The following is a 19,115-nucleotide window of genomic DNA, read 5'->3' on the forward strand; positions in this document are numbered from 1 at the left end:
GTCTGGTCAGGCCGAGACCGCCGCCGACGCCGCAGGCGGGCAGAACGGCGGCACCCCGCCGCCGTCGCAGACGCCCCCGCCGTCCACGCCGCAGCCGAGGACGCCCACGGAGCCGTCCAACCCCACGGCATCGCCGTGGGGCAAGGAGTGACCACCCATGCCCACCACGGACCAGAAGACACCCGGTAGCGAGCTGACGCCGATGAAGTTCAGCCGACTCACCCGCCGAGGGGTGCTGCTCGGCCTCTCGGTCGCGCAGCTCATCACCCTCGGCATCGGCGGCCTGGCGCTGCTGGCCGCGTTCTACGGCGGCGCCGGGATGCTGCTGGTCTACACCGCCCCGGTCTGGCTGCTCGCGGTCGTGCTGACCTGGGTGCCCATCGCTGGGAGGCCGATGGTCGAATGGCTCCCTGTCGCGCTCTGGTGGCTGTGGCGCTCCACCGGCGGGCAACTGCTCTACCGGCGGCGGATCGTCAAGCCCCGCCCTGCCGGAAGTCTCGCGCTGCCCGGTGACATGGCCCGGCTTCGGGAGCACCTGGACCCCGAGACCGGGGCGTGCATGATCCACGACCCCCGCCAGGCAACCTTGACGGTCGTGACGGAAGTGACCCATCCGGCATTCATCCTGCTCGACCCCGGCGAGCAAGAGCGCCGCGTCACCTCCTGGGGGCGAGTGCTCGCCACGGTCTGCCGGTCCGGGCGGATCGCGACCCTGCAAGTGCTCGAACGAACCCTGCCCGACTCCGGTAGCGGGCTGGCCGAGTGGTGGGCCGAGCACGGCACCGACGACGGCTCCTGGGCCGCGACCACCTACCGCGAACTGATCGAGCGGGCCGGCCCCGCCGGGGAACGGCACGCCACCACGGTCAGCCTCTCCCTGGACATGAAGGTCGCCTCCCGGCAGATCAGGACCGCCGGCGGCGGCATCCGCGGCGCCGCCGCGGTGCTCCGGCAGGAGATGGCGACGCTGGTCGCCGCGCTGCGTTCGGCGGACTTGACCCCTTCGGGGTGGCTCGGCCCCGGTCAGGTCGCGGTCATCCTCCGCTCGGCGTATGACCCGGCCGTGGCCGCCACCTTGGAGCGCCACGGCCGGCTCGGGCAGGAGCTCGCCGCCGCCGGCCCGGTCGCGGTCACCGAGACCTGGGGCAACCTGCGCACCGACTCCGCCTGGCACACCGTGCTGTGGGTCTCGGAGTGGCCCCGCAGCCTCGTCTATCCGGGGTTCCTCGCGCCGGTGCTGCTCTCCACCGGCATCCAACGGGCGGTGTCGCTGATCTACACCCCGATGCGCTCGGACCAGGCGGCCCGCGACATCCGCAAGAAGAAGGTCGAACACATCTCCGATGCGGCCCAGCGCGCCCGAATCGGGCAGATCGAGGACGCCGCGCAGACCGCCGAATACCAAGACGTTCTCCAGCAGGAAGCCGACCTGACCGCCGGCCACGGGATTCTACGGGTCTCCGGGCTCATCTCCGTCTCCGCCCCCAGCGTCGACGAGCTGGAAGCCGCAGTCGCCGCGATCGAACAAGCCTCGATCCAAGCCTCCTGCGAGACCCGAAGGCTCGTCGGCCAGCAAGCCGTCGCGTTCACGGCGGCCGCGCTGCCGCTGTGCCGCACGGTGTGACCGGCGCGCTCACCTGGCAGGCATCCCACCCTCGTTGAAGGAGGCCCGTGATGCCGACATACACGAACCCGACCAGCGATGCCAGCGATGCCTACGAGGCGTTGCGCGGTCTGGCTCACGCCAGCCGTAGCTTCGAGGACCCGTCCGAGACCTACGTGGTGATCGGTGAGCTGTTGGGCGGGCTGCGATCGCTGCGGCAGGTGCTCGACCAGCTCGCCGCCGCCCATCTGAGCCGGCAGCATCACGTCACCGACGAGTCCCGCGAGTACAGCGGCGGTGCGGCCGAGGCGCTGGCCGCAGCGGATGAGCTGCACCAGGCCGGCACGCTCATCGACCAGGCCGACGACCGCCTGAGCGCGGCCATGACCCACTCGGGCCGGATCGTGTGGAACCCGCAGGACCGGATGGTGGAGCGGTGGGTTGGCGTCGTGTTCCTCCAAGGCGAGGAAGCCGACCGGGTGATCGACCTCATCGACGCCCACGGGGTCGAGGCGGGGATCGAGCATCTGTCGGCGTGGGACTACGGCGAGGAGACCACGAACGCCGCCTTGGAGAACGGCGACGTTCACGACACCGCCCCGGTCTATCCCGGGGACCGGCAGGCCGAGACCGGCGACTACGCGATGACCTACAACCCGATGGCCGGGCACGTCGCCCTGTACCGGCGGCACCTGATCCGTGCCGAGGACGCCATCGACAAAGAAGCAGGGGCGCACGTCCCGGCCCGCCGCCCGACGACAGGCCGTGAGCGAGAGACGGCCGGGCGGCGTAGCGCCGTCCGTGACGGGGGCTGGTTCGAGCATCCCGGCGTCGCCGCCGTCAAGCAGGCCCGCGGGCTGTCGCTCTGACATAGCCACCACGGAGACGTGCCGGCGCGCACCTGCCCGCCATGAACAGCGCAGACCCCACCGCTTCGATGTCCCGGCACGTCGGGACGCTCACCTTGACCGTCTGGCCGGACTCGCCGCTGGGCGAGCACCAGCGATATGCCTACCGCATCGAGGACACCGCGACCGGGCAGACGCTCGTCGGCCGGGACCTGTTCACCGGCGCCGGAGCGCCGGTCGCCCCGGACCGCGCGATGCGCGACCTCGCCGCCTTCCTGGCAGCGGCCGGCGACGCCCGCCAGTACGCCATCGACAACCCCGGCAGCAGGCCCGAGCATGAGTGCCTGTTTCCCGGATGGGTCGCGGAGGCCGCTCGCCAGAACGCGGACGCGCTGGCACCGCTCGGCATCGAGGGCCCGCCGCAGCCCAAGCCGGACATGCCACAGCAGCCTCGCCCGGCGCCGGACTCGTCATGGTTCGACCGTCCCGCCGGCGGTTGGGTCTCCGGGGCGCGGGGGCGGTCGTTGTGAGCCGGGGCGAGAAGCTGCACACCGCTGTCCTCGTCACTCCCGCCTCGGAGCGGCGCCGGCTGCGCAAGCAGCGGCGGCAAGCCGCCGCCCGCCTCGTCGCCGAGCAGCGTCACGTCGAGAAGGAAGCGGCCCAGGCCAAGGCCGCCGCCGAACGGGCTGAACGCCGTGCCACGGTCTACCTGCCCGCCGCCGGCGAGCCCGGCCCGGCCGCGCTGAGGACACCGGGCCGCTTCCGGGTGGCCCGGCATCAGGACACCAGCGCCGTGCTCGCCGGGCAGTACCCGTTCCTGGCCGAAGCCGGGCTCGGAGCCGCGGGAATCTTCATCGGCCAAGACCTCTACAGCGGCTCCTCGTTCGTGTACGACCCGTGGGAGTTGTACCGCAGGGGCATCATCACCGCGCCGAACCTGATCTTGGCGGGGATCGTCGGCTCCGGGAAATCGTCGCTCGCCAAGAGCCTCTACACCCGCAGTCTGCCCTTCGGGTACCGCGTCTATGTCCCCGGCGACCCCAAAGGCGAGCACTCCGGCGTCGCCGAAGCAGTCGGCGGGAAAGCGATCATCCTCGGGCACGGGATGGGCAACAGGCTCAACCCCTTGGATGAGGGCTACCGGCCCGGCGGCCTGTCCGACCAGGAGTGGGCCACCACCCTCGCCGCGCGACGCCGCGATCTGCTCGGAGCCTTGACGGAGACGGTGCTGGATCGGCGGTTGGCGCCGTTGGAGCACACCGCGATCGACACCGCCCTGGCCGGCGCGGTCCGCGACGCGGACGTGCCGATCCTGCCGATGGTGGTCGACCGGCTGCTGCGCCCCGACCCTGCCGACGACCCGGACGGCCGGCTCACCGAGGACGGCCGCCAGGTCGGCCACGCGCTGCGCCGCCTGGTGGCCGGGGACCTGGCCGGCCTGTTCGACGGGCCGAGCACCGTCAGGTTCGACCCGTCGCTGCCGATGGTCAGCCTCGATCTTTCGCGCGTCACCGAGAACAGCACGTTGATTTCGGTGCTGATGACCTGCTCGTCGGCATGGATGGAAGCCGCCCTGCTCGACCCCAACGGGGGCCGCAGATGGGTCGTCTACGACGAGGCATGGAGGCTCATGTCCCACCCGGCGCTCCTGCGCAGGATGGACGCCCACTGGCGTCTCGCCCGGCACTACGGGCTGGCCAATCTCTTGGTGTTCCACAAGCTCACCGACTTGGAGAACGTCGGCGATGCCGGATCGGCGAACCGGGCGCTGGCGAACAGCCTGCTGGCAAACGCGGAGACGAGGATCGTCTACCGGCAGGAGACCGATCAGCTCGGCCCCACCGCCGTCGCGCTCGGGCTGACCGGCACCGAACGCCGCCTGCTGCCCGGACTCGGCACCGGGCAAGGGCTCTGGCGGATCAAGGACCGGGCCTTCGTCGTGCAGCACCAACTCCACCCCGCCGAGCTCGCCGCGTTCGACACCACCGCCCGCATGACCGGCGAAACCCGCAAGTTCACGATTCCTGAAGACTAAATCGCCGGAAGAAGCGGGTTCAGGCCATGGTTTCTGAGGTGTGGGGTTGCATGTTCCGCGAACATGCAACCCCACCGGTGAACACTTGGGCCGGGCGTGCATCTGCCGCAGGCTTATACGTCGCGGAGGCGCGCGATGAGTTCGTCGGCGGCGTCCAGTTGTTTCGCGAGTTTCTCGCGACGCTCCTCTGCGTCGGTCACGAACGTATCCAGCGCTGCGCGCGCGGCGCTGTCTGACGGATCATCCGCCAGTGCGTCAGCAGCGGCGAGGACTTCGCCCATCTGGTCGAGGGAGAACCCGAGCGGCTTCATCCGGCGGATCAGGAGGAGCCGCTCGACGTCGGCGTCGGTGTAGAGGCGGAACCCGCCACTGGTGCGGTCGCTCGGGGAGACGAGCCCGATCTCGTCGTAGTGGCGGAGGGTGCGCAGCGACAGGCTGGTGCGCTCAGCGACCTCGCCGATATGGATCGTTCCTGCCATCGGGTACTCCTCTGCCTCGATTTGGCACCCAACCCTCACGTAACGGTAGAGTTGGGTTTGGCGGGCTCCGACCTCGACCGCCGTCACCCTATTTTCCCGCACCTCTCTGGGAGGCAGAATGAGCGCGCCCGCACGCGACAAGGAACGCTACTGGCCTCGGCCGACCGTGATGGATGTGTTCCGTTCGCCGAAGCTGTTGACGAAGGAAGTCCTCGCGGGTATGGTGGTCGGCCTCGCGCTCATCCCGGAGGCCATCGCGTTCGCGATCGCCGCAGGCGTGCCGGCCGAGGTGGGCTTGTTCTCCTCGATCGTGATGGCAATCTCGATCGCGTTCCTCGGTGGGCGGCCCGCGATGATTACCGCGGCGACCGCAGCGATCGCGCTCGTCATCCGGCCGGTCGCCGACGAGTACGGCCTCGACTACCTCATCGCGACCGTGATCCTCGGCGGCATCTTCCAGATCGTTCTCGGCCTGCTCGGTGTCGGCAAGCTCATGCGGTTCATCCCGCGCAGCGTGATGGTCGGGTTCGTCAACGCCCTCGCGATCCTCATCGCTGTCGCCCAATTGGAGCATTTCACCGGCGCGTCCTGGCTGATGTACCCGATGATCATCGTCAGCATCCTGATCCTATGGCTCTTCCCGAAGCTCACGAAGGCTGTGCCCGCGCCTCTGGTGGTCGTGATCGTGATGACCCTCGCGGTGTGGCTGCTGAACCTCGATGTGAAGACCGTCGGCGGTCTCGGCGAACTGCCCGGCGGCCCGCCGATGCCGTTCTTCCCCGATGTACCGCTCACCTTCGAGACACTGCAAATCATTGCCCCGTATGCCCTCGGCATGGCCGCGGTGGGGCTCATGGAGTCACTGATGACCGCGAAGCTCGTGGACGACATCACCGACACGCACTCGAACAAGACCCGCGAGGCGATGGGGCAAGGCGGCGCGAACATCCTCTCTGGCCTCTTCGGTGGCATGGGTGGCTGCGCGATGATCGGGCAGACCATGATCAACGTGCGCGCCTCCGGCGCCCGCACCCGCGTCTCCACGTTCGCCGCCGGCGTGTTCCTCCTGATCCTGGTGTGGTTCCTCGGCCCGATAATGAACCTGATCCCCATCGGGGCACTGGTGGCGATCATGTTCATGGTCGCGTTCCTCACCTTCGACTGGCACTCCATCGCACCCTCCACGCTGAAGCGGATGCCCAAGAGCGAGACGATCGTGATGCTCGTCACCGTCATCCCGGTGCTCATCACCCACAACCTCTCCGTCGGGGTCATCATCGGCGTGTTCGTCGCCGCGATCCTGTTCGTGCGCCGCGTCGCCCACTTCACCACCGTCACCCGCACCTTCAGCGCTAACGAAGACACGGCGCACTATGAGGTCGATGGCGAGCTGTTCTTCGCGTCCTCGAACGACCTGACCACCCAGTTCGAGTACGCCGACGACCCGAAGCGTGTCGTGATCGACATGTCGAAGTCGCACGTGTGGGACGCCTCGACCGTCGCAGCGCTCGATGGAATCGAGCAGAAGTACCGCGAACACGACATCGAGGTCGAGATCATCGGCTTGAACGAGGCGAGCGGAACCTTCCACGCACGATTGAGCGGGAACCTGCCCTCACACTGACCCGACTGCGTGCTCGGCTCATGCAAGGCTCATCGGCCGTCCGCCGCGCTGGACGGGAGGGCCAGCGACTACTCCTGCCCTCCCGTTCAGAGTTACGACATCGCGGCGCTGAGCTCGCTGGCGAGGCGCAGGACGCGTTCGGCGATCTGATCCCGGATCGCCCGCGTGCGGTCGCCGCCGCCGACGTCGGATGCAGCCTGGTCTTCGAAGGTCCAGGTCTCGATCGTTCCGGCCATGCCGTCGACCGGGGCGACCTTCGCCTCGTCGCCGAGCACGATGACCCGATCCACGCTGCGGAGGATCTCGGGATCGATGGGCTTCGGATACTCGCCCTCCATCGACGCACCGACCTCGACGATCGCTTCCTCGGCGAGGGCACTAAGCGTATCGCCCGGCGCAGTACCGGCCGAATAGACGGTGATGGCGTCGCCGGCGTGCTGCCGCATGAGCGCGGCGGCTATCTGCGATTTGCCGCCGTTCTTCTTGCAGACGAACAGCACCGACGCGCTCATGCGCTGGCCGCCTCGGTGCTCGCGGGCTCGAGGGAGGCGATGAGTTCCTGGATGCGGCGTTTGATGTCGTCGCGGATCGGACGGACAGCGTCGATGCCCTGGCCCGCGGGGTCATCGAGCTTCCAATCCTCGTAGCGCTTGCCGGGGAAGAACGGGCAGGCGTCGCCGCAGCCCATCGTGATGACGACATCGGAGTCCTGCACGGCGTCGGTGGTGAGGATCTTCGGGGCCTCGCCGCGGATGTCGATGCCCTCTTCGAGCATCGCCTCGACGGCGACGGGATTGATTTGGTCCGCGGGGATCGAGCCTGCCGAACGGACCTCGATGCGGTCGCCCGCGAGGTGGCGGAGGTAGCCTGCGGCCATCTGGGAACGGCCGGCGTTGTGGACGCAGACGAACAGGACGGTGGGAGTAGACATGAGGGTTCTCGTTTCCGATCGGGTCGGTCAGGTGAGGGTGGTGGCGAGGATGCCGCCTGCGGCTCCGATGATCACGACGATCCAGGGCGGGAGCTTCCACGCGACGAGCAGCACGAAGCAGACCAGCGCGAGTGCGAAGGCGGGCGGGGTGAGGATCGCGGTGGTGAACACGGGTGTGTAGAGGGCGGCGGCGAGGATGCCGACGACGGCCGCGTTCGCGCCCCGCATGATGGCCTGAACCCGCTCGTGGTGCTGCAGGCGGTTCCAGAACGGCAGCACGCCGATGAGGAGGAGGAAGCCGGGCAGGAAGATCCCGGCCAGCGCGATGCCCGCCCCCGCCGCCCCGCCCGGGCCGACGTCAGCGGCGCCGCCGAGGAAAGCGGCGAGGGTGAACAGCGGGCCAGGCACGGCCTGGGCTGCACCGTATCCGGCGAGGAAGTCCGCGTTCGTGACCCAGCCGGGATCGACGACGCCGGATTGCAGGAGCGGGAGCACGACGTGCCCGCCGCCGAATACGAGCGCTCCGGCCCGCGCGAACGCATCGAACAGGGCGACGCTGTCGTTGCCGGTGACGGCGGCGAGGATCGGCATCCCGGCCAGGATTGCGACGAACAGGGTGAGCGCGGCGATCCCCGCGGCCCGGGTCACCGGGAACCGCACCGCTGTCGCCGTGTTCGCGGCGGGTGCGCGGCAGACGAAGTATCCGGCGATCCCGCCGAGGACGATCGCCATGATTTGGCCGAGCGATCCGGCCAGCAGCAGCGCGGCGAGGGCTGCGACGGCTGCGATCGCGGCGCGCTGCCGGTCCGGGGTGAGTGTCTTCGCCATGCCGAGGACGGCCTGCGCGACGATCGCGACCGCCACGATCTTCAGCCCGGCGAGGATGCCTTCCCCGATGGTGCCGGTGAACAGGGCGGCGCCGGAGGCGAAGGCGAGCATGAGGGCCGCGGACGGGAGCGTGAAGGCGATGAATGCGGCCAGCGCGCCCCGGTATCCGGCGCGGTGCAGGCCGATGCCGAACCCGACCTGGCTCGAGGCCGGGCCGGGAAGGAACTGGCACAGCGCGACCAGGTCGGCGTAGGCGCGGTCGTCCATCCAGCGTCGGCGTTCCACGATCTCGGTGCGGAAGTAGCCCAGGTGCGCGATCGGCCCGCCGAACGAGGTCACCCCGAGGCGCAGGAACACCCGGAACACTTCCCACGCCGACCCGCGCACCGGCGCACGTCGCGTCTCGCTTGTCATGCGCCGTCACCGTCGACGGGAACGCACAGCTCGGCGAGCAGGCCACGGACGCGGGCCTCGATGTCAGCGGCGATCGCCGCAACGCCGTCTTCGGAGGCGAGGGCGGGGTCACCGACAGCCCAATCTTCGTAGCGGACGCCGGGGATGATCGGGCACACGTCCCCGCAGCCCATCGTGACCACGACGTCCGCGGCGCGGACGGCGTCGTCGGTGAGCGGCTTCGGGAACGCGGCCGCGGCGTCCTGCTCGCCTTCGATGTCGGCGAGGATCGAGCGCACGTGCGGGTGCACCTCGGCCGCTGGCGTCGACCCGGCCGACCGGGCAACAACCGCACCGCCGGAGAGCTGATTGACGAGGGCGGCGGCGAGCTGAGAACGGCCCGCGTTTGCGACGCACACGAACAGCACCTGCGGCATCCCCGTTTCGCGATCCCGTGTGAGGTCGGCGAGACGCTGACGGGCGAAACGTTCGGTGAGCGGGATCATATGCTGGGTGAGCTTCGCCGAGCGGACGAGACCCGCGAACGACTCGCGCACGATCGTGACGACGAGGTTGCGGTTCAGGTGCGTCATCTCGTCGGCGAGCTCGGCGGCGAGGTGCTCGACCTTCGCGTCGAGGGCGGCCAGTGCCGTCGCGCGGTCTTCCTGCTCGGCCTGCGCGTCGGCGATCGCGGCGGGCGCGAACGCGTCCAGCAGCGCGGTCACGGCCTGCTTCCGCGCCGGCAGGATGCTGTAGTACACCCAGGTGCCGCGCCGCTCGGAGGCCAGCAGCCCGGTGTCCTTGAGCTTCTTCAAGTGATGCGAGACGGTGGGCTGGGAGACGTCGGCGAGCTCGGCGAGGTCGCACACGCAGGCCTCGCCGCGCGGGTCCGTCGCGATCGCCGACAGCATCCGCAGCCGGAACGGATCGGCCAGCGCCTTGAGCGTTGAAGCGACAGCATCGGCGGCGTCTTCGCCGATGACGTGCGTCGGGGTCGGCGTGCAGAGCTCGGTGGTGGTCATGATGCCCTCGATTTGGTGACGGCGGGAACCGCATACGGGTCGGTGTGGAACCACGTGCGGGCGGCCCAGAGCGAGACATAGACCAGACCCACGAGCACGGGCACCTCGATGAGCGGGCCGACGACGCCTGCGAGGGCCTGGCCGCTGGTCGCGCCGAAGGTGCCGATCGCGACGGCGATGGCGAGCTCGAAGTTGTTGCCTGCCGCCGTGAACGCGAGGGTCGTCGAGCGGGCGTAGTTGAGGCCGATGCCCTTCCCGAGCAGGAGGCCTGCGAACCACATGATCGCGAAGTACGCCAACAGCGGCAGCGCGATCCGGGCGACGTCCCACGGCTGCGACGTGATCGCCTCACCCTGCAGCGCGAATAGCAGCACGATCGTGAACAGGAGGCCGTAGAGCGCGAACGGGCCGATAAAGGGGATGAACTTCGCCTCGTACCAGTCGCGGCCCTTCGCCTTCTCACCGAAGAAGCGAGTGAGGAACCCAGCCGCGAGCGGGACGCCAAGGAATACGAGCACGTTGATCGCGATCTGCCCGATCGAGACATCCAGGCCTTGGGAGTCGAGGCCGAGCCAGCCCGGCAGCACGGTGAGGTAGAACCAGCCGAGCAGCGAGAACGCGACGACCTGGAACACGGAGTTGATGAACACCAGCACCGCGGTCGCTTCACGGTCGCCGCAAGCGAGGTCGTTCCAGATCACCACCATCGCGATGCAACGCGCGAGCCCCACGATGATGAGACCGGTGCGGTACTCGGGCAGATCGGGCAGGAAGAGCCACGCGAGGGCGAACATCACGGCAGGCCCTGCGATCCAGTTCAGGATCAGCGATGAGACGAGGAGCTTTTTGTCTCCCGTGACAGCGGCGACCTTGTCGTAGCGGACCTTCGCCAGCACCGGATACATCATCACCAGCAGTCCGAGACCGATCGGCACCGAGATACCACCGACCTCCATATGCGCGAGCAGGTCGGACAGTGCGGGGATGAAGCGGCCGAGGAGGAGGCCCGCGACCATGGCGAGCCCGATCCACAGCGGCAGCCACCGGTCAAGGGTGGACAGCTTCGCCGGCATCGCGCGGGTCTGGGTTGCGGTGCTCATACGATCAGCTCGTCAATCTTGCCCGCGATGATCGGCTTCGGGTGTGCGCCGATGAGCACGTCGACGCGCTCACCGCCCCGGTAGAACCCGAGAGTCGGGATCGACGTGACATCAGCAGCCATCGCGGTCTGCGGGTTGGCATCCGCGTCGAGCTTCACGATCTTCACGCGGCCGTCGTACTCGCCGGCGAGATCGTCGAGGATCGGTGCGATCGCCTTGCACGGCCCGCACCAGGTCGCCCAGATGTCGACCACGACGGGGATGTCGGACTGCAGCACCTCGGCCTCGAACGTGGCATCGGTGACGGTGATGGTCGCGCTCATGCGGACACCTCCAGAAGTTCGGTCTCGGTCTCGTCGGCAGGCAGGCCGGCGAGGAAATGCTGCGCGTCAAGGGCCGCGGCACAGCCCGTGCCCGATGCCGTGATCGCCTGCCGGTAACGGCGGTCGACGAGATCACCCGCGGCGAACACGCCAGGCAGGTTCGTCGCGGTCGACGGATGGTCGACGAGCACGTAGCCGTCGTCGTCGAGATCGACCTGCCCGGTCAGCAGCTCCGAGCGCGGGTCGTGCCCGATCGCAACGAACACGCCAGAGATCGGAAGGGCACGCTCGTCACCGGTGACGGTGTCGCGCAGGCGGAGCGCTTCGACGGCGTTCTCACCGACGAGCTCGGCGACTTCACTGTTCCAGGCGACCTCGATCTTCGGATCGGCGCGCACCCGCTCGGCCATGATCTTCGACGCCCGGAAGTCATCACGCCGGTGCACGATCGTGACCTTCGACGCGAAGCGCGTGAGGAACAGTGCCTCTTCCATCGCGGAGTCCCCGCCGCCGACGACGGCGATCTCCTTCTCGCGGAAGAAGAAGCCGTCGCAGGTCGCGCACCATGACAGGCCGTGACCGGAGAGCCGAGCTTCCTCGGCGAGGCCGAGCTTGCGGTAAGCGGAACCGGTGGTGAGGATCACGCTACGCGCCTCGAACGTTTCGCCCGAGCCGGTCTCGATCGTCTTGACCTCGCCTGCGAGGTCGAGCCGGGTCGCGTCGTCGTAGACGATACGCGCCCCGAAGCGCTCGGCCTGCGCACGCATCGCGTCCATCAGGTCCGGGCCCTGCACCCCGTCGGTGAAGCCCGGGAAGTTCTCGACCTCGGTGGTCGTCATGAGCGAACCGCCGGCGGTCACCGAGCCAGCGACCACGACGGGAGAAAGTCCCGCCCTGGCCGCGTAGACCGCGGCCGTATACCCCGCCGGACCAGACCCGACGATCACCACCTGTTGCATCGACATGTCTCTATATTGACATTCATCGAACCAAGCGGCAAGTCGGGTAGGTGCGTTCGGGAGGTTGTTCGCCGAGTGTTCACCCGGCGGAGTCGCCGCCGTCATCTACAGGACGGTCGACTCGGGCGGGATGCGCATAGCGGAGGGCGGTGTCGATGCCGATGCCGAACAGGTCGCAGATGCGTCGCACATCGCCGCCGGTCTGTTCGACCTCGTAGAGGATGCGGTCAGTGCGCAGCGCCTGAGCGGTGACTCCGGCCTTCTTCCAGGGGAAGTTCCGGCCCGGTGGCGACAGGCGCGGCGCGGTCTGGATCGTGACGAGCAGGTACGGGTTCTTCGTCTCGGGCCAACGCGTGGCGCGATGGTCGAGCCAGGCGGCCAGGCGCACCCGCACGGGTTCGGCGAGCGGGATCGTACGGCCGTCGGGCATGCGGAGTCTGCCGTCGATGATATCGGTGAGCTGGACGTGCTGCACCTGTTGTGTGGTGAGGGCGTGGAAAGCGACGAGGGCGACGGCCAGAGCGATTGCGGGGTCAGGGCTGGTGAGCGCGTCACGGATCGCGGACTTCTCCATCGGGAGCGGGATCGTGCGTTTGGGGCCGCGCAGCGGAATCGGTTTCGTCGGGTCGGCGAAGACGATCTTGCGGCCGCGCAGGATCGTGAACAGGGTGCGGAAGCCGAGCATCATCGTGTGCTGGCGGCTCGGATCATCCGGGAGCGCGTCGAGGATGTCTTCAGTGCTGATCCCGGTCAGGCTGGTGCGGCCTTCCTCGACCCAGCGGGTGATCGCGGGGAGGATGCCGTACATCTGCCCTTTCACGGTCATCGTGTCGCGGGGTTGACGGCGCGGCGTGGTCTTCGATCCGTCGGCCATGATGTCGCGCCAGAGTTCGAGCTGGGAGCGCATCGGCTCGGGCAGATGCCTGGTCTTACGGTCGAAGAGCTGCTCGAACGTCGGCACTCGGTCGTCGATGAGGAGGTCGGCGTCGCCCAGGACTTCGATCGTGGAGCGGATGTTGCCGTCATCGTCGTAGCGGCGCATCGCGAGAATGTCGGAAGCACGGAAGTGCAGATTCGCGCCGGGGAACACGAGCTGGAGAATCTTCAACGTGCGCCGCACCTGGTTCGTCTGCCGTTTGCTCCACGCATACTCGGCGGCGCGGGCGTACAGGAAGTGATCGGTGCGGGAGGTGATGTCGCGCCGCCGGATCTCGTTCGAGCGCTGCCGCACCCGTTCCGGGTCGGGATCCAGATCGAACAGCACCGGCTGGGTGCTCTCGGCGACCGGCGGCGGCGCGGCGACGAGCCGGATCGCTTCGCGCAGGCTCATCGCCATCGGCCGGTGCTTCTCGGCAGGCCTGCGGGGATCGTTCATCACGGCGAAGAACAGTTGCGCCCCGAACTTTCGCGGTGCGTCGAGGTCGAGCGGTTCGCCGAGTACTTGCAGCATCCGGGCGGTCTCCAGGCAGAGGCGGCAGTAGCCCTGCTCACCGATGGTGACGTCGCGATGGCACGAGACGCATTCGCCTTGCGGGTAGTGCTTGAACCACCAGCGGCACTTCGGGCACCGCCAGTTGCGATTCCGGTAGACGCCCCAGGCCAGGCAATCACGACAGGACCCTATGAAGCCGGGACTTCCCGGATGGCAATGCGCGCACAATCCTTGGCTGTAGTACTCGCTCGATCCGCATCTGCGGCATAGCGGCGGAGCGAAGGGGCCGCCGGGGATGCAGTCGTAGCAGTAGTCGACGCGAGGCTGGAGCCACGCGGCCGGTTTCACGCCGCACCCCGTGCAGGGCAGCGGCGGGCTCAGCGGCCCGTTCGGACCGCGTGCCGGACTCATAGCGGCGGGGCGGGCCGGTCATCCTTCGCGCCCAACCGTGGCGTCACTCGCGGTGTCGAACCGTTGGCCTCGCTGTGCTGCTCGAGCCGTCGCGTGCGCGCGCTGACCTTTTCCGGTTCGGGCACGAGGAGGTCTGTCGGCTGGCAGTCCAGGACGTGGCAGATCACGTCGAGATCATCGAGGCGGATCGTCGTCGGAGTGCCCGTCCACAGCCCCGACATCTTGCCCTGGCTCATCTCCAACCCAGCGGCGGCGAGCATGCGCCGCAACTCCGCAGACTTCCAGATGCCGCGCTCAGCGGCCTGGACTCTCAGGTTCCACTTCATCAGTCACGCCATCCCTTCGAATCGTTCCTCAACGCTCTTGTTCGCGTGCGCCCACGCATCCTCGATGTGCTGGCTCGAGACGTGGATGTACTGCGTCGTCGTCGACAGCCACTGATGCCCGAGCAGTTCTTGGAGGGCTTTCAAGTCCATACCCGCCAGATACAGCGACGACGCGCAATAGTGCCGCAGCACGTGCGGAGTCAGATCACCCGACCACGCAGGCAGAAACCGCTCGGTCGCACGCACCAGCCCGCGCCGGAGCACATCGTCGCTGGCCCTCCCCGTGCGGCCGAGCTCATGATCGAACCGTTCCGACGGGATCAGCGGCGCATCCGGGTCATCCCAATCCGGGCCGAACCTGTGCCGCACGTCGCCGAGCCACCAATCCATGAGCTTGTCGGCACCGTTGATCGCGGGAACCAGGCGCTGCTTCGAGCCGCGCCCGCGCGAGCCTTTCCCAAATCGGACATGCAGTTTCCCGAGCGTGCCGAGATCGGGCCGCCAGTCGCGAAGATCGAGTTTCGTGCTCTCCGTGATCCGCAGCCCGACTCGCCGCCACAACGACGCCGCGAAGTAGTTCCGCGCCGCCGGGAGAAATCGCCGCTCATCCTGCAACGAAGCCGCCCAGCCGCCGAAGAGTCGGTCGACCTCCGCGTCCGAGGGCGGGACGCGGACTTTGCCGAGCGACGAACCCGATTGCCGGTTGTACTCATCGATGGGCTGCTCGATCACCCACCCGGTAAGCGCGTTGATGTCGGCCTGATACCGACTGATCGCAAAGTCGAAGAACTGGGCGATCACGCCCGCTTTGCCCGCACGCGTCGAAGCCGCAAGACCCGCTCGGCGAAGCCCGGCAAGAAACGCGTCCGCGTCGGCGGGCTTGACCTGCCACAGCGGGATATTCACGTGCGAACGGAGCTCGAAGATCGCTGTTCGTGAGTGCGAGATGTAAGCGTCGCTGAGCCCAGCTGCGGCCATCGCGAGCGCGTACTGGTCGATGATCTCCTGCTCAAAGTCCGCAGCATCTTCCTCGGACCGCCACCCGCGAGCGGTCCCGATACTCCGAACGACAGCGAGGCTCATCAGCCCGCTACTTCAGCAATCCTGACCATGCATCAAGAATACGCCCGAATCGTCAGGAATCGTGATGGTTTGTCAGGAATCTTGATCCGGCGTGGCTTCGTTGATACAGCGGGCAGGACGCACCTGAATCACATGGAAGCAACTCACGAAGACGCGGGAATAGAGACAAAAGGCTAGAGCCGTCGCCCGCGATCGATTCCCGTTCTACGCCTGTCCGCATAGCGTCCCGCTTACGCTGGAAGCATGGCTGTGGACCCCGCACTTTCCGAGCTCGCTCGCCCGATTGAGGACGGACAGCCGTGGCCGCGGCCTGCGTGCCCCAAGTGCCAGACCGGATACATCGGATTCTCAGCGCCCACCGAGGATGAAGGACACGATTCAGCTTCCGCGCGCAACCACCCTGCGTTCGAGCCGGAGTGGATTTCCGGCACGTTTGTCGTCCGCGGTCAGTGCGAGAATCCCGAGTGTCGACAGGCTGTGCACGGCACGGCGACTATCGCGTGGACTACTCCCACAGGTCGAACCGCGATGATTTCGAGTACCAAGGCATCGCCTATTCCTCGTACTACACTGTGACGCACCTGCATCCGCCGATGCTGATAATGCCGATCCCGAGATAGGCACCCGACGAAGTAAGAGAGGGTGTGCTGCGCGCTTCTCGCGTGCTTTTCGCTGATCCTGGTGTGGCCGCAACTGCGCTGCGTGCCACGGTGGAACGGTTCTTGACTTCAGAAGGAATCTCTGCAACTCGACCATCTGGGCAATTTCGGAACGCGCACGAACGTATCAAAGAGTGGCGTGATACTGACCCAGACCGTCCAGCGGTGGCCGATCTCTTCTTCGCCGTCAAATGGCTCGGAAACGTCGGAACCCACGAGGACTCGGACTTAACCACTATGGAGGTGCTGGACGGAGCCAGAGTGCTCGACGAGGCGTTCCACCGACTCTTCACTGGCCCGGATATCGATGCCCAAGCACGAACCATAAACGCGGCCAAGGGGCCATCGCGGCAACCTTGAGCAACGATGGCCAAACCAGGGCTAAGTGACTCAACCTCTGAGTCTGTAGACCGTCTCACCCGTGTTGACATCGACCACACGGCCGTCATCGCGCACGCGAAACCGTGTCTCGCCGGAACTGGCATCCACCACTCTGCCGTCGTCGCGGACACGGAATGATGTCTCCCCAGTGTGCGCGTCAACCATCCGGTTGCCGCGCACGCGAAACCGTGTTATCACCCGAACTCGCACTGACCGCCCGGCGGCCGTCCCAAGTTTCATCACTCATACGAAGAGCCTGCCAGAGACGTCCGACATTCCTCCGTACGCGGCAGAGGTTCGACCTGCACGGCTCGTACGTGCGCGCGGACGCCCAGGAGCGCCACGCATGCTCTCATGGCGGCGTTGGCTCACCTCGACGCTATGAGGAAGCCCGAGCCTGAGCCCGTCCCGGTGTCCATTCCGCTCGTCGTGCTCGATGTGCGCGAGGACGGCACCGTGACCGTCACCGTCGACGGGAAACGGTTGGACCCTGACCCTTTCGCGCCGCCGTGGCGGCGCTCCTCGTTCGGGCAGATCATCGACCGCGCCACGAACGACCGGACGACACCGGCGAGGGTCGAGGTCCGCGAAGCGGACGGCACGACGTTCACCGACATCGTCGCCGCCCGCCGCCGGCGTTCCCGCCCCGAGCCCGAACCGGAACCGGCGGCGCAGGCCGGGCCGGTGTTTCACACCGTCGAGGGCAAGGGGTTCGTTCCGGGCGAGGACGTGGCGGTCGCAGTCGTCACCGGGCACACCGACGCCGCCCACTCCGGCACCGCGCGCGCCCTCATCGACCCAGCCGGGAACGGCGCCGACCGGACCGGCGAGGTCATCGAGGTCATCCTGTTCGGCCGGGTCTCCGGCACCACGATCATCCGGCGAGTGCCGTGAACGAGCAGGGCCGGCAGACCGGCTCGTTCGGGGACGAGCTGACCAACGCCGCGATGATCGGGCTGGTCGTCCTGTTCGGCGTCGCGCTGATCCTGCGCGCCGCGGGATCGGTGGCCGCGTTCCTGACCGGCACGCCCCAGCCGGCCGGCGATCCCGCTTCCGGGGTCGGTGTGCTGTTCCGCCCTGGTGATCCCGGCGCGGCGCTCGACGCGGACGGCCTGAACCCGGTCGTCTACTGGATCGTCGCCGGGCTGCTGCTCGCCGGCCTCGTGACCGGCGGGCTATGGGCGTGGCTGCGGTTGCGCCGCCACACCCACCGGATCGAGACCGACCCGCGCCGCATGGCCGGGATCGCCACACGGCACGAAGTCGCCGCCGCTGCGTCTGAGAAGGCGCTGCTGCGCCGCGCGGGAAACCTGCGCCCCGGCCTGGCTGACCCGAAGCCGGCGGACGTGGGCTACCGGCTCGGCACCTCCAAGGGCACCGGCGTGTGGGCGTCGGTCGAGGACTCGATCATGGTGATCGGGCCGCCCCGCTCCGGGAAGGGCCTGCATCTGGTGATCCCGGCGATCCTCGACGCGCCCGGCGCCGTCGTCGTCACCTCGACCAGGCCGGACAACCTCACCGCGACCATGCGCGCCCGTCGCAGGATCGGCCCCGTCGCGATCTTCGACCCGCAACACTTGGCCGAGGGTCTGCCCGCCGGTCTGCGCTGGTCACCGATCCGGGGCTGCGAGTCGCCGCAGACGGCGATGATCCGCGCCACCGGGCTCGCCGCCGGCACCGGCCTGTCCGCAGGCGGCGTCGACGGCGGAGGCTTCTGGGAGGGCAAGACACGGGCCGCGCTCCAAGCCCTGCTGCACGCGGCAGCGATCGACCATCGGCCGCCCGCCGAGCTGTTCAGGTGGACTCTCGATCCGACCGCGGCCGCTGACGCGGTGGCGATCCTGACCGGCTCCACGCAGGCTGCGACCGGGTGGGCCGAGTCTCTGGAAGCGATGATCGACTCCGACCCCCGCACCCGCGACTCGATCTGGCAGGGCGTCTCCTTGGCTCTCGGCTCCCTCGCGGACCCGCGCGTGCTCGACGCCGTATCGCCCGGCCCCGGTGAGGGCTTCGATCCCGAAGCGTTCATCCGCGACCGCGGCACGTTGTTCCTGCTGGCAACCGGGTCCGGTGCGGGAGCCAGCGCCGCGCTGGTCGCCGCGCTCGTGGAAGACCTCATCGAGACCGCCCGCCGCCTGGCCGCACGGTCGGCCGGTGCCCGGCTCGATCCGCCGATGCTGCTGGCCTTGGATGAGATAGCCAACCTCTCGCCGTTGCCGTCGCTGCCGACGCTGATGGCCGAAGGCGGCGGGTCGGGGATCACGACCATGCCGGTGCTCCAATCGCTCGCGCAGGCGCGGGACAAGTGAAACGAGCACCAGGCGAACGCGATCTGGGACGCCTCGATCGTCAAGGTCATCCTCGGCGGGGCTTCCAACAGCCGGGACCTGCAAGACCTGAGCGCCTTGGTCGGCGAACGCGACGAATACACCGACTCCGTGACGCTGGGCGACCACGGCACCCGCTCCAACCAGCGGTCCGTGCGCCGGGTGCCGATCTTCCCGCCCGACCGCATCCGCCGGCTCCCGTTCGGGACCGGGATCGTGCTGCTGCGCTCCGCGGCCCCGATCGTCACCGACCTGCACCCCTGGCCCAAGCGTCCCGACGCCGGCCAGCTCGCCGCCGACCGTGCCGAGATCGAAGCCCTGCTCCGTCGTTCCGGCACCTGAACGCCGGTC

Annotated in this window: 18 protein-coding genes and 1 pseudogene; 8 read left to right on the forward strand and 11 right to left on the reverse strand. The window is 68.3% G+C overall.

The window, feature by feature from the left end:
- The first annotated feature begins 157 nt into the window (after positions 1-157).
- Genes D8M34_RS14155 through D8M34_RS14170 form a run of 4 tightly spaced genes read left to right on the forward strand, consistent with a single transcriptional unit; the run spans position 158 to position 4,486 of the window.
- The gene (locus D8M34_RS14155; protein WP_026529670.1) at positions 158-1,624 is read left to right on the forward strand and encodes an SCO6880 family protein; all 1,467 of its coding nucleotides are present in this window, start codon (positions 158-160) and stop codon (positions 1,622-1,624) included.
- A 50-nt stretch (positions 1,625-1,674) separates the two neighbouring features.
- Positions 1,675-2,472 carry a hypothetical protein gene (locus D8M34_RS14160; protein ID WP_036542075.1) on the forward strand — a complete coding sequence of 266 codons (798 nt, stop codon included), beginning with the start codon at positions 1,675-1,677 and terminating at the stop codon, positions 2,470-2,472.
- Between the two features lie 41 nt (positions 2,473-2,513).
- Positions 2,514-2,981 carry a hypothetical protein gene (locus D8M34_RS14165; protein ID WP_102209904.1) on the forward strand — a complete coding sequence of 156 codons (468 nt, stop codon included), beginning with the start codon at positions 2,514-2,516 and terminating at the stop codon, positions 2,979-2,981.
- Entirely contained in the window at positions 2,978-4,486 is a 1,509-nt protein-coding gene (locus D8M34_RS14170) for an ATP-binding protein (RefSeq protein WP_102209905.1), read from the forward strand. The genes D8M34_RS14165 and D8M34_RS14170 overlap by 4 nt, the downstream gene beginning before the upstream one ends.
- A gap of 113 nt (positions 4,487-4,599) precedes the next feature.
- On the opposite strand, the gene D8M34_RS14175 is transcribed toward D8M34_RS14170, so the two are convergent.
- Positions 4,600-4,965: a helix-turn-helix domain-containing protein gene (locus tag D8M34_RS14175; RefSeq protein WP_054687050.1), complete on the reverse strand. Its 366-nt coding sequence runs from the start codon at positions 4,963-4,965 to the stop codon at positions 4,600-4,602.
- A gap of 118 nt (positions 4,966-5,083) precedes the next feature.
- Here D8M34_RS14175 and D8M34_RS14180 point away from each other — a divergent pair, with 118 nt between their 5' ends.
- Positions 5,084-6,589, forward strand: coding sequence for a SulP family inorganic anion transporter (locus D8M34_RS14180; RefSeq protein ID WP_026937616.1), 1,506 nt, complete (start codon positions 5,084-5,086; stop codon positions 6,587-6,589).
- Positions 6,590-6,681: 92 nt separating this feature from the next.
- Here D8M34_RS14180 and D8M34_RS14185 read toward each other — a convergent pair whose 3' ends face one another.
- The 10 genes from D8M34_RS14185 to D8M34_RS14230 form a co-directional block, all read right to left on the reverse strand.
- Positions 6,682-7,101 carry an arsenate-mycothiol transferase ArsC gene (locus D8M34_RS14185; protein ID WP_126894314.1) on the reverse strand — a complete coding sequence of 140 codons (420 nt, stop codon included), beginning with the start codon at positions 7,099-7,101 and terminating at the stop codon, positions 6,682-6,684.
- Positions 7,098-7,520 (reverse strand): arsenate reductase ArsC, encoded by a 423-nt coding sequence (locus D8M34_RS14190; RefSeq protein WP_054683684.1) that lies wholly within the window; start codon positions 7,518-7,520, stop codon positions 7,098-7,100. Before D8M34_RS14190 ends, D8M34_RS14185 begins: the two co-directional genes overlap by 4 nt.
- A gap of 27 nt (positions 7,521-7,547) precedes the next feature.
- Entirely contained in the window at positions 7,548-8,762 is a 1,215-nt protein-coding gene (chrA, locus tag D8M34_RS14195; RefSeq protein ID WP_054683686.1) for a chromate efflux transporter, read from the reverse strand.
- Entirely contained in the window at positions 8,759-9,763 is a 1,005-nt protein-coding gene (locus tag D8M34_RS14200) for a metalloregulator ArsR/SmtB family transcription factor (protein ID WP_054683691.1), read from the reverse strand. Before D8M34_RS14200 ends, chrA begins: the two co-directional genes overlap by 4 nt.
- Positions 9,760-10,863, reverse strand: coding sequence for an ACR3 family arsenite efflux transporter (gene arsB, locus D8M34_RS14205; RefSeq protein WP_082406260.1), 1,104 nt, complete (start codon positions 10,861-10,863; stop codon positions 9,760-9,762). Before arsB ends, D8M34_RS14200 begins: the two co-directional genes overlap by 4 nt.
- Positions 10,860-11,186 (reverse strand): thioredoxin, encoded by a 327-nt coding sequence (trxA, locus tag D8M34_RS14210; RefSeq protein ID WP_054683694.1) that lies wholly within the window; start codon positions 11,184-11,186, stop codon positions 10,860-10,862. Before trxA ends, arsB begins: the two co-directional genes overlap by 4 nt.
- A complete protein-coding gene (gene trxB / locus D8M34_RS14215) occupies positions 11,183-12,151 on the reverse strand; it encodes a thioredoxin-disulfide reductase (protein WP_054683697.1) in 969 nt (322 codons plus the stop codon). Before trxB ends, trxA begins: the two co-directional genes overlap by 4 nt.
- Before the next feature lie 73 nt (positions 12,152-12,224).
- A complete protein-coding gene (locus D8M34_RS14220) occupies positions 12,225-13,925 on the reverse strand; it encodes a hypothetical protein (RefSeq protein WP_126894315.1) in 1,701 nt (566 codons plus the stop codon).
- A 59-nt stretch (positions 13,926-13,984) separates the two neighbouring features.
- Entirely contained in the window at positions 13,985-14,314 is a 330-nt protein-coding gene (locus D8M34_RS14225) for a helix-turn-helix domain-containing protein (RefSeq protein ID WP_054683702.1), read from the reverse strand.
- A gap of 3 nt (positions 14,315-14,317) precedes the next feature.
- Positions 14,318-15,397 carry a tyrosine-type recombinase/integrase gene (locus tag D8M34_RS14230; protein WP_102209907.1) on the reverse strand — a complete coding sequence of 360 codons (1,080 nt, stop codon included), beginning with the start codon at positions 15,395-15,397 and terminating at the stop codon, positions 14,318-14,320.
- 662 nt (positions 15,398-16,059) lie between these two features.
- On the opposite strand from D8M34_RS14230, the gene D8M34_RS14235 reads away from it, so the two are divergent.
- The 3 genes and pseudogenes from D8M34_RS14235 to D8M34_RS14245 all read left to right on the forward strand — a co-directional run bounded on the left by D8M34_RS14235 (position 16,060) and on the right by D8M34_RS14245 (position 19,106).
- Positions 16,060-16,416, forward strand: coding sequence for a DUF4145 domain-containing protein (locus D8M34_RS14235; RefSeq protein WP_257996728.1), 357 nt, complete (start codon positions 16,060-16,062; stop codon positions 16,414-16,416).
- Positions 16,417-16,818: 402 nt separating this feature from the next.
- A complete protein-coding gene (locus tag D8M34_RS14240) occupies positions 16,819-17,331 on the forward strand; it encodes a hypothetical protein (protein WP_028851319.1) in 513 nt (170 codons plus the stop codon).
- A 53-nt stretch (positions 17,332-17,384) separates the two neighbouring features.
- Positions 17,385-19,106 (forward strand): annotated as a pseudogene (locus D8M34_RS14245) (type IV secretory system conjugative DNA transfer family protein).
- Positions 19,107-19,115: the final 9 nt, after the last annotated feature.

This window comes from Microbacterium sp. HSID17254 (genome assembly GCF_003989315.1).
Classification (GTDB): Bacteria; Actinomycetota; Actinomycetes; order Actinomycetales; family Microbacteriaceae; genus Microbacterium.

Bases quoted from the DNA above. Each gene is read 5' to 3' on its own strand.
- D8M34_RS14175 (WP_054687050.1), bottom strand. From the start codon at position 4,965: ATGGCAGGAACGATCCATATCGGCGAGGTCGCTGAGCGCACCAGCCTG.
- trxA (WP_054683694.1), bottom strand. From the start codon at position 11,186: ATGAGCGCGACCATCACCGTCACCGATGCCACGTTCGAGGCCGAGGTG.
- trxB (WP_054683697.1), bottom strand. From the start codon at position 12,151: ATGTCGATGCAACAGGTGGTGATCGTCGGGTCTGGTCCGGCGGGGTAT.
- D8M34_RS14240 (WP_028851319.1), top strand. From the start codon at position 16,819: ATGAGGAAGCCCGAGCCTGAGCCCGTCCCGGTGTCCATTCCGCTCGTC.
- D8M34_RS14155 (WP_026529670.1), top strand. From the start codon at position 158: ATGCCCACCACGGACCAGAAGACACCCGGTAGCGAGCTGACGCCGATG.
- D8M34_RS14160 (WP_036542075.1), top strand. From the start codon at position 1,675: ATGCCGACATACACGAACCCGACCAGCGATGCCAGCGATGCCTACGAG.
- arsB (WP_082406260.1), bottom strand. From the start codon at position 10,863: ATGAGCACCGCAACCCAGACCCGCGCGATGCCGGCGAAGCTGTCCACC.
- D8M34_RS14225 (WP_054683702.1), bottom strand. From the start codon at position 14,314: ATGAAGTGGAACCTGAGAGTCCAGGCCGCTGAGCGCGGCATCTGGAAG.
- D8M34_RS14165 (WP_102209904.1), top strand. From the start codon at position 2,514: ATGAACAGCGCAGACCCCACCGCTTCGATGTCCCGGCACGTCGGGACG.
- D8M34_RS14200 (WP_054683691.1), bottom strand. From the start codon at position 9,763: ATGACCACCACCGAGCTCTGCACGCCGACCCCGACGCACGTCATCGGC.
- D8M34_RS14180 (WP_026937616.1), top strand. From the start codon at position 5,084: ATGAGCGCGCCCGCACGCGACAAGGAACGCTACTGGCCTCGGCCGACC.
- chrA (WP_054683686.1), bottom strand. From the start codon at position 8,762: ATGACAAGCGAGACGCGACGTGCGCCGGTGCGCGGGTCGGCGTGGGAA.
- D8M34_RS14230 (WP_102209907.1), bottom strand. From the start codon at position 15,397: ATGAGCCTCGCTGTCGTTCGGAGTATCGGGACCGCTCGCGGGTGGCGG.
- D8M34_RS14185 (WP_126894314.1), bottom strand. From the start codon at position 7,101: ATGAGCGCGTCGGTGCTGTTCGTCTGCAAGAAGAACGGCGGCAAATCG.
- D8M34_RS14190 (WP_054683684.1), bottom strand. From the start codon at position 7,520: ATGTCTACTCCCACCGTCCTGTTCGTCTGCGTCCACAACGCCGGCCGT.